Raw genomic sequence first — 15,915 nt, 5'->3', positions numbered from 1 at the left:
TCAAAAATCGATAACCTAAGTATAAGCTTAGTGGAGCGCGTAAAGTTGAACACAAAGGGTTGAAGCTGACGCTCCTGCTCTCATGCAGGGTTATACAACGATTTCAGGACTAAAATGGCAATTGGGAACAAAAAGGATATATGGATAATAAAAGGAGGTGATGCTGGATGAGCTCTACAGTAGCTTTATCAGTTAGAACTCTCGTTGAATATGTTTTTCGCAGCGGAAGCATTGAACCTGGCTTTCATGGAACGGGCGCTATGGTCGAAGGCACTAGAATTCATCAGAAGATCCAAAAGCAATATAAGGAAGGTGACCGCAAGGAGGTTTATTTGAAAACGGAGATTCCTTATGGAAACCTGCTTTATGTTGTAGATGGGCGTTGTGATGGATTGCTGGTCTCGGAGGATGGGAGCTTTACGGTCGAAGAGATCAAATCAACCTCCGGACTGCTGGATTTACTGGATGAGGGACATGAGGTTCATTGGGCACAGGCGCTGATGTACGCATATATGGTAGCTCTGGAGCAAGAGCTTTCTTCTATTCAGGTTAAGCTTACCTATGTCCACCGGGTCACTGATGAGCAAAAAAGCTTGTACCGAACGTTGTCTTTTGAAGAACTGATTTCATTTGTGAATGACACAGTAGCTAGATATGCTCCGTACGCCGAGATGATGGTTCATCATGAGGCTAAGAAGGAGCAGAGTCTTCGGGAGTTGAGCTTTCCGTTCTCCTCTTATCGAAAGGGACAACGTCATTTTGCAGGAGCTGTATACAAGTCCGTCGTGGAAAAGGTCAGTCTGTTCGCTCAAGCCCCCACAGGTATCGGGAAAACAATGTCAACGTTGTTCCCTGTCCTTAAGGCGATGGGCGAAGGACAAGCTAAAGGATTGTTCTATTTAACGGCAAAGACGGTTACCCGTTTTGCCGCGCAGGAAGCCATCTCGCTGTTGCTAACGCAGGGCCTTCAGTTGCATGTTATCACACTTACCGCTAAAGAGAAGGCCTGTTTTCGCGAAGAGGGGATATGTGGTAAGGATTCCTGTCCTTATACGGATGGTTATTATGACCGGATCAACGAGGCATTAATGGATCTGTTAGAGCATGAGACGCTGATGAGCAGAGACACCCTTGCACTGTATGCTCACAAACACAAAGTGTGCCCATTTGAGTTCTCGTTGGATGCAGCCTATGCCTGCGACGCTGTGATCTGCGATTACAATTATATATATGATCCTCGCATCAGTCTGAAACGGCTAACAGAGGAAAGAAAGAGAGAAACGGTACTTCTAGTAGATGAAGCACATAATCTGGTAGACCGGGGACGGGAGATGTTCTCCGCCTCTTTGCTGAAAGCCCCTTTCCTGGAAATCCAGCGCCAATATAAAGAAATGAACCGGAATTTGAGTACAGCCGCTAAATCGGTGAACGCTTTTTTCATCTCCCTTCGCAAAATTTGCAATGAAGAGGGGCAAGGGCAGTGGGACTCGTTCCCGGAGGAGCTGCCGGCTTTGCTTGAGATATTTTCTTTGGAGGCGGAACAGGAACTTATTCACCCTAGCTCCAGTATTGTCTCACTGAATGGGGAAGGAGAAGGGGAAAATGTCCTCTTGGATACCTATTTTGCAGTTCAGGGAATGCTCCGTACCTTTAAGATCTATGATGAACGCTACATTACCTATGCGGAGGTTCGTAGAGGGGATGTCTATCTCAAGCTATTTAATTTGGATCCCTCGCATCTGCTTCGGCAGATGTCTAAGAGCTTTCGCAGCCAGATTCTGTTCTCAGCTACACTTTCTCCATTATCTTACTACCGGGATATGATTGGTGCGGCGGAGGAAGATTACAGTTTAACTGTTTCTTCCCCTTTTCAGAAAGAGCAGTGGGAAGTAACCGTCTTACCTGTCTCCACACGTTATCATGACCGGGAAGCTTCCCTAGTTCCGTTGACTAAAGCACTGAGCCAAATGGTCTCTAAAAAGGGCAATTATCTGGTGTTTTTTCCTTCGTACCTCTATTTGCAAAACGTATATCAGGCCTTTACGGAGAATTACCCTGAAATTCGGACATTGATGCAGGATACGGGCATGAGTGAGCAAGCTAGAGAAAGTTTTTTAGCTGCATTTAGTCCAGACAATGACGAGACGTTATTGGGATTTGCTGTACTTGGAGGAATTTTTTCAGAAGGTGTGGATCTGCCAGGGGATCGCCTCAATGGGGTTATGGTTGTTGGCGTTGGCCTGCCACAGCTTGGTCTTGAACGCAATCTGCTGCGTCAATATTTTAATGCCAGAGGAAAAAATGGCTTTGATTATGCCTATGTCTATCCGGGAATGTGTAAGGTACTGCAAGCCGGAGGCCGGTTGATTCGCAGCGAGACGGATACGGGCATTATCGTGTTGGCTGATGACCGTTTTTTGCAGAGTCCATATATGCAGTTGCTTCCCGAAGAATGGAGAGATTATCTTATACGCTCATAAGAGGTTATAATCTACGAAAGGGTATTCATAATCAATCGGCAGGAGGAAATAATATGACATTAAAAGTGGGTATTGTGGGTACGGGTTGGTTCTCTAAGGTACATGCTGATTTGCTTGCAGGGATGGCTGATGTCCAGTTGCAGGCAGTCTGTGGAAGTAGTAAAGCCAAAGGCGAAGATATGGCACGCCCATACGGAGCTGCTGGATATGGTGATATTACAGAGATGTTGGATGCAGAGACGCTTGATGCTGTTTATATCTGTGTGCCTCCACAATCTCATGGTGCGATTGAACGTTCATTAATCAAGAGGGATATTCCTTTTTTTATAGAGAAGCCGCTTAGTATGACTACTGAAATTCCTGCTAGCTTGCTGCAAGATATTAAAGAACATAATTTATTGACCTCGGTTGGCTACCATTTTCGCTATCAAGAGAATGTCAGACGGCTCAAGGAAACACTTCGAGGTGACAAGATCGGTATGGTCATGGGCCAGTGGATGGGCGGCATGCCGGGCGTAGCTTGGTGGCGTGATCAGGAGCAATCCGGAGGACAGTTCACCGAGCAGACCACTCATATCGTCGATTTGGTACGTTATCTGGCGGGAGAGGTAAAAGAAGTATACGGCATGTTTGGAAATCGAATTATGCATGAGCAGCATGAAGGTGTGAGTGTAGCCGATGTAGGTACCGTATCTCTGAAGCTTGAGAATGGAATCATAGCTAATATTTCAAATACATGTGTGCTGCCTGATCCGGTAGGAAGTGTAGGTCTTAGTTTCTATAATGATCGGGGATTGCTGGACTGGAACCCGGATCGTCTCTTGGAAGTGCGAAGTGGCAATAGCACCGAATTTGAAAACACAGGAAATCCATATTTAGTGGAAAGTGAAGCTTTTCTGTATGCAGTACGGACAGGAGACCGTTCGCGTATTCTGAGTGACTATGAGGATGGATTCAAGACGCTTAAAGTAACTTGTGCGGCTTACGAGTCAGCACAAAGTGGACTTCCGGTTAAATTCTAAGTTTGGATTCTTAAAAAAAGGACATGCCGCCTTAGATGTGCTAAAGAGACATGTCCTTGGCTCAAGCTGGGTTAGCCTAGTGGAGGAATATCGCGAGTAAAGCTGGCGCCACACCTATGGATAACAGCGCGGACAGAATCATCGCAATACTGGAGATGGTTCCGGTCAGTGAACTAAGCTCGAAGGCCTTGGATGTTCCTGTACCATGCGCAGCGGTTCCCAGCGATACACCACGCGCGATTTCATTGTCAATGCGGAAGATGCGGAGTACTGTAGGGCCCATCATTGTACCGAGTATTCCGGTAATGATGACGAAGACTGCAGTAATACTCGGTACACCGCCGATACTTTGCGAGATGCTCATAGCGATCGGTGTAGTCACCGAACGTGGAACCAGACTGGCTGCCAGATCGCCGCTGACATGCAGCCATTTGGCGAGCAGAATGGAAGAGATCACCGCTGTTATCGTCCCTGACAGCACGCCTGCCGCAATCTCGGCGGCGTGCTTTTTGAGCACCTTGAAGTTTTTATGCAAAGGGATTGCAAAGGCCATAGTTGCCGGTTGCAGCAAATCCGTCAGCCATTTGCCTCCCGCATTGTAAGAATCATAAGTAATGCCTGTGATGAGTAAGAAGATAATCATAAGCACTGGTGTAATGATCAATGGAGAGGTGTACACTTTGCCACTAGAAGCATAAATGCGTTTCGCCAGTAGATATACAGCAACCGTAAGACCGAAGAATAACAGAGCGTTTAACATGATCCTTTCCGCTCCTTTGCTTTGTAAATTCTACTGGTAAGTAATCCGGAACTGGCCATTACAACAATCGTACCCAAAATGACCACTGCGAGGATTCGTAATCCATCAGTTTCCAGAATGTTGGCGTATTTCATTACGCCGATAGCAGATGGAATAAAGAACAGTAAGAGCTCAGCCAGTAGCCAAGAAGCACCAACTTCAACCCAATTCAGATGAATGACACCAAACTCAAGCAGAAGAAACAATATAATCATTCCGAGTATGCTTCCGGGAATAGGGATATGCAATAATGGGGTTACAGCATTGATTAGTAATGAGAATAGGGTAAGTCCCGCTACCTGCAGCAAGCCTATAACAATCTTTTTCATAAGGCTTCGCTCCTTTCATGATAATGAAAGTTTACATCAATTGTTTTCATAGGTAAAATGAATAGATTGAATAAATGACATTCCTTTTGTCTATGTATCGGAGGTTGGAAGATGGATATCCGACAATTAGAATATTTCGTCCAAGCAGCACGAATGAAAAGCTTTACTCGGGCTGCCGAATCCTTATATATTTCACAGCCTACGATCAGTAAAATGATCCGGAATATGGAGATCGAGCTGGAGGCTGATTTGTTTTATCGTGAAGGGAAAAGTGTCCGGCTTACAGATGCAGGGGAAATTCTGTTCACCAAAGCGCAAAATATTGTGGAGTCGTTCGCCAGCTTGTCTTCTGAGCTGGATAGCTTACGAAATTTGGAGCAGGGCCACATCCGCATCGGTCTGCCTCCAATGGTAGGGGCGAGCTTTTTTCCTTCGGTGATTGGTCAATTTCATAAACGTTATCCGCAGGTTACTATTCGTCTGCATGAGGATGGCGCGAAGAAAGTGGAGGAAGATGTAGAAACGGGCTTGCTGGATATCGGAATGGTTGTGCTGCCTGTAAATACAGCCAAACTTCATTGCTTCACCTTTGTTGAAGAGAAGCTGAATCTTATTTTACCTGTTGGACATAGATTGGCCGAGGCAGACCTTGTTCCGTTAAGTGAACTAGCCGAAGAGGAGTTTGTGCTGTTCCGGGAGGATTTTACGCTGCATGATCGGATTATTACGGAATGTGTGAAGGCGGGATTTCAGCCTAAGGTTATCTATGAGAGCTCCCAATGGGACTTAATTAGCCGCATGGTGGCTGCCGGAATGGGAATCGCATTGCTGCCAGAAACCATTTGCCGGGATATGGATCGTTCACGATTGGTCGTTGTGCCTTTGACGGATCCGGTAATTCCGTGGCAGCTTGCTATGGCGTGGCGAAGAGATCGTTATTTATCTTTTGCGGCACGCGAATGGATTGCTTTTGCAAAGGGACTTTTGCGAGAACAGTATCCCAACGAGCTCCCTGACGAGCATGTGAAGGACTCTGAATAAAGAGTAATTCCGTTTTTGTTAGAAGCTCTACAATTTTTCTTTTTTTTGAAAATATGTTTTTTGGTATCATGACTTATGATAGGAGAAGATGTTGATAGAGAGAAGGAGAGAGATGTGACACAAAATCCAAATTCCTCCAAGAATAATCATAGAAAAGATTATAAAGAAGATGAGCTACTTGTAACTATAGAGAGTCTTAGATGTGAATTGCTGGAGGTTGCAGAGCAACGGAGTCTTAGTGACCGTGCTGTTCTAGAGCTTAGTGAGCGATTAGACAGCTATATTTTGCTGGCACAAAATAAGATGATGGAAAATTTGCGCAACCGGAAAGCCGGCATTACATCCTATAGTAGAAGTTCCAAAACCGCCATCACTGTTAGCTAAACTACCAACAACATAGATTTATAATACTATGAAGATGTTACTGATCTAGAGGAGCGTATTAGGCTCCTCTATTTGTCGTACAATCTATTTGTTGTACAATCCATAACTTTCACCTATAATGTCAATTAATAGAATCTTTTCAAGTCAAACTTTGGGGGTGCCGAGTGGAGGGAAAGTTAACAACTATACGCTCAGAAATTGAGAAAAATTTGTCCCGCTCCGGCCATAATCTCGCCTCATTTTCAAAAATTTGTGGCCTGAATCGAGGCAGCCTCAGTGCAATTCTGCATGGAAATCCGCCGAAGCCTATGTCCTTGGGACAAGTAGATGCAATTATAAAAGCCTTTGGTTTTCCAGAAGGTTGGTTATATCCTCTATATGTTGATGAATGCTTCAATGATGAGAAGGTCTCACGCCGTAGAGTGGAGCCTTTTTTGATTCGTTGTGCTGAATTGGGCAAACAGAATTGCATTGATGAAACTATAAGCAGATTATTAGAGTCTACCAAGCCGCTGGATATCATTTATTCTGTTGCTGATAAATTATTCAATAAAGGCAAAGTTCAGGAATCCATGTTTTTTTACAAGATTGTAGTAGAGAACGAGTCGGATAGTTATAGTGAACGTCTCGCGATCAGTCACTATCGTAATTTTAAATTTTTGCAAACACTTGATATGGAGGAGAAGCTACGCGCAGTCATTAGCTTTAGTCCTTTTAGAGGGCGCCTTCCGGAAAATTTGCAATTAGATGGTTTATTGATGCTGACACAGCTATGTTTCGCCCTTCGCAGATGGGAAGAAATGGAGATCTATGCTGATGAGTTGAGAGCTTTAGCCAATGCAGTTTACCGCCAAGAACTGCGGAGGAGCGGAGACAAACGAAGAGAAGAACTCTGTACGGAACGTCCGCTCGTTGTTTATTATGGACACGGATATTTGCTTAAAGCAATTTCGTTGACGAAGCAAGGTCAATATGAAGCGGCGAAGAAATATACCGCTGGTTATGCAGACTTAGGCTGGTTTGAGATGTTGGATGAAGTAGGCCAGCAAGCTGTAGAACAATTCCGATTATTTGCAGTTGGGAACAGTTTCACACTGGAAATGTTGGAGGGGAATGTAAAGGTTGTACCGGACTATGTAGCTTTTTTGGCTGAGCACCCCGGAGAAATATTGCCAGGACTCATAATTATTATGGAATCGGCTAATCATTACAGATTTTCTGTAGACGATGTGCTTAAACGTTTTGCACGGGAAATGTTACGATTTGAACAGTTTGAAGATCCCATTAATATCGACCGATTATATCGGTTGTACTATCAAATAGCCATGTATCTAATAAACAATGGACAATATATTACGGGTGTGGACTATATCATACAGTCTTTAGAGTTATCTATTAAGACTAATAATGGAATAGACTTCATCAAGTGCGTGACCTTGTTTGAGACCAATAGGGACTATGCAACTCTGAATCAACAGGAGAAATACAGAAAGCTGATAAGGGAGGTGAGAAAAGATGAAAAAATCACTATTGATGATGGCAGGCATTTTAGCATTGTTTAGCTTCATCATTATCGGCCCAGTTGGTTCCGGAAGTAATGGACCAATCACAACTTATGAGCACGGAGCAGGATTCTAAAGATTATCCTTGGCAATATTCTATATACAGATACATATACGCATATCTACTCCCTTGCACTCGTGCTGGGGAGTTTTCTTTTTCGTAATAATTGATAGCGTATTCATAATTTGACAAAGCAATCTGGCGAAAATATAATTAGGTAGCCTAAATAATATAGTGTTTAATAATTAGTTGACCTAACTAAATAGAGGTGAAGGAAATTGGGATAAACGGAGGAAATACAGAAAATACTGAAAATTCAGTCGCACACGGGCTTTTTGCGGCGATGAAACGCCTGCACAAAGCTCAATGGCAAAAGGGCGTTGAGGGCCACAAGCCAAGTGAGATGACTTTAATGATATGCATTGAAAAATGGAATCATTCTGATGAAGAGGGTCTCAAGGTGTCTGAAATCAGCCGACTACTTGGATTCACTCCTCCTACCATCACGCAGCTGATTAACAGTCTTGAAGCGAAACAGATGGTGGAAAGACGCGCGGATCCTTCGGACCGAAGAGTTGTACGCGTGAAATTAACGGAAAGTGGAAAAGAACTCACACGAAAAGCGGAACATTATCGTGATGTGATGCTTGATAAGCTTGTACAGCACTTAGGCGAAAAAGACACTAAACAGCTCACAGAGCTATTGCTTAAGGTACATGAATACGTTGAGGATAATCCACCACCTGATTGGGATAGGCTACAAATGAACGGAGATGAGAAGCTTGATTAAATTATTTAAACAACTGAAGCCTTTTAGGGTAGCTATTGGTGCTGTATTAATCCTTGTATTTTTGCAGTCCATGGGCGATTTATACCTTCCTACACTGATGTCTGACATCGTCGACAAAGGGATTGTTCAAGGAGATCGCGCTTATATTTGGAAAATAGGTAGTTTCATGCTCCTGGTTGCAGGTGGCGGTGCTTTATGTTCGGTAATTGCCAGTTACTTATCCGCAAAAGTAGCAGCCGGGTTTGGTAAACTCACCCGTGCACGAGTATTTAACCATGTAGAAAATTTTACGCTGCATGAATTCGATAAGCTGGGTACAGCTTCCTTGATTACACGTACAACAAATGATATTACACAAGTTCAAACGGTACTTACTATGATGTTGCGCATGATGATCGGAGCACCGATGATGATGATTGGTGGGATCATCATGGCAGTATCTGAAGATGCTAAATTATCATTGATTTTTGTAGTCGTTATTCCTGTACTTGTAGGGGCGATCTTCTTTATTGGGATGAAGGGTCTGCCACTGTTTAAAGCCATTCAGATTAAGCTTGATAAATTAAACCTGGTGCTGCGTGAGCATCTGACAGGTATTCGTGTTATTCGTTCTTTTAACCGGATTGATCATGAGAATAGACGTTTCACCGAAGCTAACCGTGATCTTACGGATACAGCTATCAAGGTCAACAAAATCATGGCCGGCCTGATGCCGCTGATGATGATTGTAATGAACTTTTCTATGATTGCTATTCTTTATTTTGGTGGAATCCGAATTGGTGATGGCGACTTGCAAGTTGGGTCCCTGATGGCATTTATCCAATATGCAATGCAAATTATGTTCTCTCTGATTATGGTATCGATGATGTTCGTGTTAATTCCGCGTGCTTCAGCTTCAGCCGTGCGTATCAATGAGGTACTGGATATGCAGCCTGAATTTACAGATCCTACTGAGAGTGAACTGCATACAACAGCTCAAGCTACTAAAAAAGACGGACGCGATTCTTTGCGTGGTTTTGTTGAGTTTGAGAATGTATCTTTTTCCTATCCAGGGGCAGAACAGCCTGCTCTTTCAAAAATTAGCTTTAGTGCTCGTCCGGGTGAAGTTACTGCAATTATCGGGGGTACCGGATCGGGTAAATCTACGCTGCTTAGCCTGATTCCAAGGTTCTATGATGTTAATGAAGGTGCTGTACGCGTAGACGGAGTGGATGTGCGTGAGATGACACAGGAAGAGCTGCGGAGCAAAATCGGTTACATCCCACAAAAAGCAGTATTGTTCTCGGGTACGATTAATGAGAACATCCGCTACGGTAAAGAGGATGCTACGGATGAAGAAATCATTCATGCATCCAAGGTGGCTCAAGCCTACGATTTCGTATCCGCGATGAAGGATGGGTTTGACTCGGAAATTGCTCAGGGCGGGAATAACGTCTCAGGTGGTCAGAAACAGCGGTTGTCCATTGCTCGGGCGCTTGTGAGAAAACCTGAGGTTTATCTGTTCGACGATAGCTTCTCAGCTCTTGATTTCAAGACAGATGCCAAACTTCGCGCGGCTCTCAAAGCTGAAACTACGGAATCCACCGTATTGATCGTAGCTCAACGGGTTAGCACCGTTATGGATGCGGACCGGATTATTGTAATTGATGAGGGTGAAATTGCTGGAATGGGCACTCACCGTGAACTGCTCGAGAGCAGTGATGTGTACCGCGAGATCGTATCCTCGCAGCTGTCAGAGGAGGAAATAGCATGAGCGAACAAAACAGAGAACATAAGCCTGCAGCTCCCCGCGGCCATAAAGGTCCGGGTGGACCGGGCGGTCCTGGAATGAGGATGCCGGCAGAAAAAGCTAAAGATTTTAAAGGTACACTTCGTCGCTTGATCAAATACTTGCGCCCACGTATGGTTCAATTGATTATTGTACTAATTATGGCGATTGCCAGTACGGTGTTCAGTATCTTCAGTCCAAAGGTTATGGGTAAAGCTACAACCAAACTGTTCGAAGGTGCTTACGGCAAACTGATGGGTGTAGAGGGTGCCTCCATTGATTTTGGATATATTAATGATATTCTCATCCTGCTCGCGGGATTGTATCTGCTTAGTGCTTTGTTTAGTTACATTCAGCAGTATGTAATGGCTGGTGTAGCGCAGAAGGTAGTTTATGACATGCGTGAGCAGATTAACAGCAAGCTGGAGCGGTTACCTTTAAAATATTTTGACTCCCGTACACACGGGGAAATTCTTAGCCGTGCTACGAATGACGTGGATAACATCAGTACCACGTTGCAGCAAAGTTTAACGCAGCTAATTACCTCAATCGTCACTATTATTGGTGTTATTGTGATGATGCTTACCATCAGCCCATGGCTGACTTTAATCACGATTACTACGTTGCCACTCAGCTTTATTGTGATTATGGCGATCTCTAAACGTTCGCAGACTTATTTTGTGAGACAGCAGAAATCGCTTGGCCAGTTGAATGGTCATGTAGAGGAAATGTATACGGGGCACCGGATTATTAAAGCTTTCGGCCGCGAACCGCAGTCGCTTAAAGATTTTGATGAAATAAATGATAAGCTTTATGATTCTGGCTGGCGGTCTCAATTTATGTCAGGTATGATTATGCCGCTTATGATGTTTATCGGTAACTTGGGTTATGTGCTTATCTGTGTTGTGGGTGGTATTTTTGTTACTAAAAAAATGATTGATGTCGGGGATATCCAAGCCTTCATTCAATATTCACGTCAGTTCACCCAGCCGATTGCACAAACGGCTAATATTGCTAACATTATTCAATCCACCATTGCTTCCGCAGAACGTGTATTTGAACTTCTGGATGAAGAAGAGGAAGTTAAGGAAGTTAATACTACACTTGTGAAGCTTGATGAAGGTGCTCCGGAAGGTTCCGTTGAGTTCCGTCATGTGAAATTCGGCTATAAAGAGGATGCTATTCTGATTGAGGACATGAATATTGAGGTTAGTCCAGGTCAGACTATAGCGATTGTCGGTCCTACTGGTGCTGGTAAAACCACTTTAATTAACCTGTTGATGCGCTTCTACGAGCTTAACGATGGGGAAATTATCATAGATGGCGTCAACATTACCGACATGAAACGGAGTGACCTACGTAGCAAGTTTGGAATGGTGCTTCAGGATACCTGGCTCTTCAACGGTACGATTCGTGACAACATTGCTTACGGCCGTGAAGGTGCATCTGAAGCTGATGTGGTGCGGGCGGCCAAGGCTGCGCATGCTGATCACTTTATCCGCACACTTCCGCTTGGCTACAATACGGTGTTAAATGAAGAGGCTTCTAATATTTCACAAGGACAGAAGCAGTTGATTACTATTGCTCGCGCTATTCTGGCCGATCCATCGATTCTTATTCTTGATGAAGCAACGAGCAGTGTCGATACACGGACTGAATTGCTGATTCAAAAAGCGATGAATGCGCTGATGCAAAACAGAACAAGCTTCGTTATTGCCCACCGTCTCTCGACGATTCGTGATGCGGATCTCATCCTTGTCATGAACCAAGGTAGTGTAATCGAGAAAGGCAACCACGAAGAACTGCTGGCCCAAGGCGGATTCTATGCGGATCTCTATAACAGTCAGTTCTCTGAAGGAGATTTGGACGTAGGCTAAATTGAAGTGAAGAAAAATGTATAGTTAATCATAAACCCCTCTTTTCACATGATGCTGATTTTTTATGTGAAGAGAGGGGTATTTTATATGTGATGAGGTGCTTTAATTTTTCTGAAAAATAAAAAAAGTTTGATTAAAAATTAAAGCATATATATGATAGAATAAAAAATGACCCGCGGCTCATTTTTAAGGCTGCAAGGTAAAGGAGAGGATGAAGGGAATGTCAGGCTACGGAAAATGGGTGGCAGGAAAAAAGACGAAGTGGATTACTCTTCTCGTATGGATAGTGCTTGTAGGTGCACTTACCCTGTTATGGCCTGCAGTGAATTCTCAGGTTGCTAATAATGCGCCTAACCTCCCAGATGATTCACAATCGGTACAGGCAGCAGCTATTGCAGAGCAAGAATTCCCTAGTGGAAGTGGAGTGCCGGCGCTGCTCGTATGGCATAGAGAAGGTGGGCTTTCACAAGATGATTTAGTACATATCACTGCTGTGTACAAGAAGTTGGAGCAGCAACCGTTGCCCCATCAGAATTTTGTTCCTCCATTAGGACAACTGCCGCCACAGGCATTACAAGCCTCGTTATCTGAGGATCTTAGCACGCTGGTAACCCCGGTGCTTTTTGATAAAACAGCAGATAGTGATCAGCTTGGCGAAGCTGTGACAGAAATGAAGAAGATCATAAACACAGAGACGGGTGGAGACCCCTCTGCGGCTAAGGTAGATGGAAAAGACCTGAGTTTACGTGTTACGGGTCCAGTGGGCATCTCTATAGATGCTTCAGGCCTGTTTCAGAACGCAGACGTTTCCTTGTTAATTGCTACGGTTATGCTTGTGCTGGTGTTCTTATTAGTGATTTACCGTTCACCGATCTTGGCGTTTATTCCTCTTATTGCAGTTGGATTCGCTTATGGTGTAACTAGTCCGATTCTTGGAAAAATGGCGCAAGAAGGCTGGATCACAGTGGATTCACAGGCTGTCTCGATTATGACTGTTTTGTTATTCGGAGCTGGTACGGATTATTGCCTGTTCTTGATCTCACGGTTCCGGCAGTTGTTGAAGGTAGAAGAGAGTAAGAGTCGTGCGCTTCTTCGCTCCATTACCGAATCTTCAGGTGCCATTGCTATGAGTGGCTTTACCGTCGTGCTCGCGCTGTTTGCATTATTGCTGGCTAAGTATGGAGCTTATCATCGTTTTGCCGTTCCATTTAGCGTGTCTATCTTCATCATGGGAATTGCCAGTCTAACCCTCGTACCAGCACTGCTGGCAATCTTCGGACGGACCTCGTTCTTCCCTTTCATTCCGCGCACACCGCAAATGGAGGTAGAACGGGCCAAGGCTAAAGGTAAACCTGTTCCTGAACCCAAAGTTTCCCGTAAAAAGGGCATTGGCGGCTTGGTAGTAACCCGGCCTTGGGCTATCGTAGGCGTGACCGTTATCGGACTGGGGATTCTGGCTTCATTCTCCAGTGGCATCAAATTTACGTATGATATCCTATCCTCTTTTCCTAAAAATATGGAGTCTCGCGAAGGTTTTGACCTTATTGGCAAACAGTTCTCTCCCGGAGAATTGGCTCCAGCGAAGCTGATTATTGATACCCAAGGAAAAGCGAGTGGAGAGGATCTAAAGGTCATTCTTGGCGGACTTACTTATGTGGACACGGTTTCCGATCCGCAGCAGGGGGCAGTAAACATAGATATTGTTGGTTTTGATATTGAATTTAAAAGCAATCCATATTCACTAGAAGCGATGGGTCATATTCCTACTCTTCTTGCTACCGCAGAGCAGGCATTAATCGATGTAGACGTTGCGAACCCTGCGGATCACGTGTGGGTAAGCGGACAGACGGCAACACAGCATGACACTAAAGAGATTGGGGATCGGGACACCGATCTGATTATCCCCGTAGTCATCGGAATGATCACCGTGCTGTTGTTGATATATCTGCGTTCAATAGTGGCCACCATCTATCTGGTCGGCACCGTTATTCTCTCCTTTTTCTCAGCGCTTGGCTTAGGCTGGATTATCATTCACTATGTGATGGGAGCAGATGCCATTCAGGGAGCGATCCCACTGTATTCCTTTGTTTTCTTGGTGGCACTTGGAGAAGACTACAACATCTTCATGATCTCGAATATCTGGAAAAAGCGTAAAACCATGCCGCTTAAGCAGGCTATCGCGGAAGGTGTGAATGAGACCAGCTCGGTAATTACCTCTGCCGGCCTTATTCTGGCAGGTACATTTGCTGTATTGGCAAGCTTGCCGATCCAGGTGCTTGTGCAGTTCGGTATCATCACCGCTCTAGGTGTTCTGCTGGATACCTTCGTGGTTCGTCCGTTCCTTGTACCAGCTATTACGACGCTCTTTGGCCGTTGGTCATTCTGGCCGGGTAAACATCAAGAGGTGGAGACGCCTCAGCCAGATGTAAGTAAATAATGAGTTTATAAACAAACAGGGATGTCCCAGAGCCAAATTGGCTCCGGACATCCCTGTTTGTTTTAGGCTTGGGCACAGGGCATCGCTGGATAATAGCGCTGCTTGTACCAACTAACTGAACTTTATCTAATAGGTTAATCAATCAGTCTGTTGGACGATAATTACTCTAAGTTTTTACCGTAGCAATTAGCATTTAGAAGCGATAGCTGTGCTAATTAGCCTGCTGATTGTCTTAGCCGAAGAGGTAAAAGACAATTAGGTGGCTGTAACGGTTAACCGAGTGGTAATAGTCAATAAGCGCGCTGCATTGGTTAGCCCAGTGGTAGAAGACAATTAGCTGACTGCATCAATAATAGTCAATTAGCGCGTAGCACCGGTTACCTAGCAATAACAGTTAATTAGCTAACTGTACTTATCGGGCAACTATCCCGTACACACTGCTGGTTCCATCAAGCTATTGCTCTGTTTGGGTGATCCAAATACTTAGTTACCGGGCGTGCGGCTGATCATTAGTTCATATTTATCGATGGAAGCACCCAGAATTGCGTCATTACCACCAGCACCACGGTGCGACTGACGGAAGGACTCGCTGGAGGTCCAGCCTTTGAATGCATCCTCATTCTCCCATACGGTGCAGATTTTTAGTTCCTCGACACCTTCCTTGGCATTTCCACGCCAAACCTCCATACGTACAAACCCCGGCATATCCTGCACACCATTATTTCCTCCGAAACGTTGAGCAATGGCTTCGCCATGACCTTCTTTTACTTTAATAGTATTAGTTACTACCAGCATGATAGATAAACCTCCGATCAGAAAGTTAGTATATTTTTCAGGACATTGTGAATCGAAATAATATAACATAGGAACCTCGAAAATTAGCCAAGATTTCAAGGTAACATCGTGTTTTCAACTAACAAAAATAAAAGACCATCCCACAAGACACAAGAATGCGGGCGCTTAATTGCACTTTGTACACTTAAATTATCCGTCACACCCGAAACGATCGAATAAGTGTATTCTCTGCAACTAATTTGTGCGAATCTGGTGAATAGCCGAGAATAGCCTTCTTTTAACTGTATAGAGTGCAACTAAAGTATGATTTCTCCTCTAATTGCGCTGAATAGATGTACAAAGTGCAACTATTATCTATTTAAACGTTAAGTATGGTGCAAACTCAGGTACCTGCCAAAAATCAAAGTGTCTACTGCAAGTAAAGTGTCTACTGCAAGTAAAGTGGCTACAGCAAGTAAAGTGTCTATCGCAAGAGAAAGTAACTACTGCAAGTAAAGTGCCACCTCAACCATAAAACGTTACTCTAAGCCAAAGTGCAACTCAACTCCAAAGTGTTTACTTAAAACCACCATTACAGCTAGCACCTAATTGCAGTCCCGGTTACCTAATATAGCCCACAAATGAAGTTAC

At 44.3% G+C, this 15,915-nt stretch carries 12 protein-coding genes; 9 read left to right on the top strand and 3 right to left on the bottom strand.

Annotated features, from left to right (window positions below; genetic code table 11):
* The first annotated feature begins 167 nt into the window (after positions 1–167).
* Both MKZ09_RS32440 and MKZ09_RS32435 read left to right on the top strand, forming a co-directional pair.
* A complete protein-coding gene (locus MKZ09_RS32440; RefSeq protein ID WP_076201982.1) occupies positions 168–2,480 on the top strand; it encodes a helicase C-terminal domain-containing protein in 2,313 nt (770 codons plus the stop codon).
* 53 nt (positions 2,481–2,533) lie between these two features.
* On the top strand, positions 2,534–3,502 hold the full coding sequence (locus MKZ09_RS32435) for a Gfo/Idh/MocA family protein (protein WP_076132625.1): 969 nt from the start codon (positions 2,534–2,536) through the stop codon (positions 3,500–3,502).
* 76 nt (positions 3,503–3,578) lie between these two features.
* Here MKZ09_RS32435 and MKZ09_RS32430 read toward each other — a convergent pair whose 3' ends face one another.
* Together MKZ09_RS32430 and MKZ09_RS32425 are read right to left on the bottom strand one after the other, a co-directional pair.
* Positions 3,579–4,262: a CidB/LrgB family autolysis modulator gene (locus MKZ09_RS32430; protein WP_076123999.1), complete on the bottom strand. Its 684-nt coding sequence runs from the start codon at positions 4,260–4,262 to the stop codon at positions 3,579–3,581.
* On the bottom strand, positions 4,256–4,630 hold the full coding sequence (locus tag MKZ09_RS32425; protein ID WP_036682017.1) for a CidA/LrgA family protein: 375 nt from the start codon (positions 4,628–4,630) through the stop codon (positions 4,256–4,258). Before MKZ09_RS32425 ends, MKZ09_RS32430 begins: the two co-directional genes overlap by 7 nt.
* A 111-nt stretch (positions 4,631–4,741) precedes the next feature.
* Here MKZ09_RS32425 and cidR point away from each other — a divergent pair, with 111 nt between their 5' ends.
* The 7 genes from cidR to MKZ09_RS32390 all read left to right on the top strand — a co-directional run bounded on the left by cidR (position 4,742) and on the right by MKZ09_RS32390 (position 14,490).
* Positions 4,742–5,671: a cidABC operon transcriptional activator CidR gene (cidR, locus tag MKZ09_RS32420; RefSeq protein WP_076132624.1), complete on the top strand. Its 930-nt coding sequence runs from the start codon at positions 4,742–4,744 to the stop codon at positions 5,669–5,671.
* A 114-nt stretch (positions 5,672–5,785) separates the two neighbouring features.
* On the top strand, positions 5,786–6,055 hold the full coding sequence (locus MKZ09_RS32415; RefSeq protein WP_076099698.1) for an aspartyl-phosphate phosphatase Spo0E family protein: 270 nt from the start codon (positions 5,786–5,788) through the stop codon (positions 6,053–6,055).
* A gap of 164 nt (positions 6,056–6,219) precedes the next feature.
* Positions 6,220–7,617, top strand: coding sequence for a DNA-binding protein (locus MKZ09_RS32410; RefSeq protein ID WP_076105042.1), 1,398 nt, complete (start codon positions 6,220–6,222; stop codon positions 7,615–7,617).
* A gap of 344 nt (positions 7,618–7,961) precedes the next feature.
* On the top strand, positions 7,962–8,408 hold the full coding sequence (locus MKZ09_RS32405; RefSeq protein ID WP_076124352.1) for a MarR family winged helix-turn-helix transcriptional regulator: 447 nt from the start codon (positions 7,962–7,964) through the stop codon (positions 8,406–8,408).
* Complete coding sequence (locus MKZ09_RS32400; protein ID WP_076132622.1) at positions 8,401–10,161, top strand: ABC transporter ATP-binding protein; 1,761 nt, start codon at positions 8,401–8,403, stop codon at positions 10,159–10,161. Before MKZ09_RS32405 ends, MKZ09_RS32400 begins: the two co-directional genes overlap by 8 nt.
* Positions 10,158–12,053 carry an ABC transporter ATP-binding protein gene (locus MKZ09_RS32395; protein WP_076123991.1) on the top strand — a complete coding sequence of 632 codons (1,896 nt, stop codon included), beginning with the start codon at positions 10,158–10,160 and terminating at the stop codon, positions 12,051–12,053. The genes MKZ09_RS32400 and MKZ09_RS32395 overlap by 4 nt, the downstream gene beginning before the upstream one ends.
* Positions 12,054–12,264: 211 nt before the next feature.
* Positions 12,265–14,490 (top strand): MMPL family transporter, encoded by a 2,226-nt coding sequence (locus tag MKZ09_RS32390; protein WP_076201980.1) that lies wholly within the window; start codon positions 12,265–12,267, stop codon positions 14,488–14,490.
* Between the two features lie 483 nt (positions 14,491–14,973).
* On the opposite strand, the gene MKZ09_RS32385 is transcribed toward MKZ09_RS32390, so the two are convergent.
* On the bottom strand, positions 14,974–15,285 hold the full coding sequence (locus MKZ09_RS32385) for an antibiotic biosynthesis monooxygenase (RefSeq protein ID WP_076201979.1): 312 nt from the start codon (positions 15,283–15,285) through the stop codon (positions 14,974–14,976).
* Positions 15,286–15,915 lie beyond the last annotated feature (630 nt).

The organism is Paenibacillus sp. FSL R5-0908, assembly GCF_038006245.1.
GTDB lineage: Bacteria > Bacillota > Bacilli > Paenibacillales > Paenibacillaceae > Paenibacillus_AQ > Paenibacillus_AQ odorifer.
This window is presented reverse-complemented; position numbering and strand designations above follow the sequence as displayed.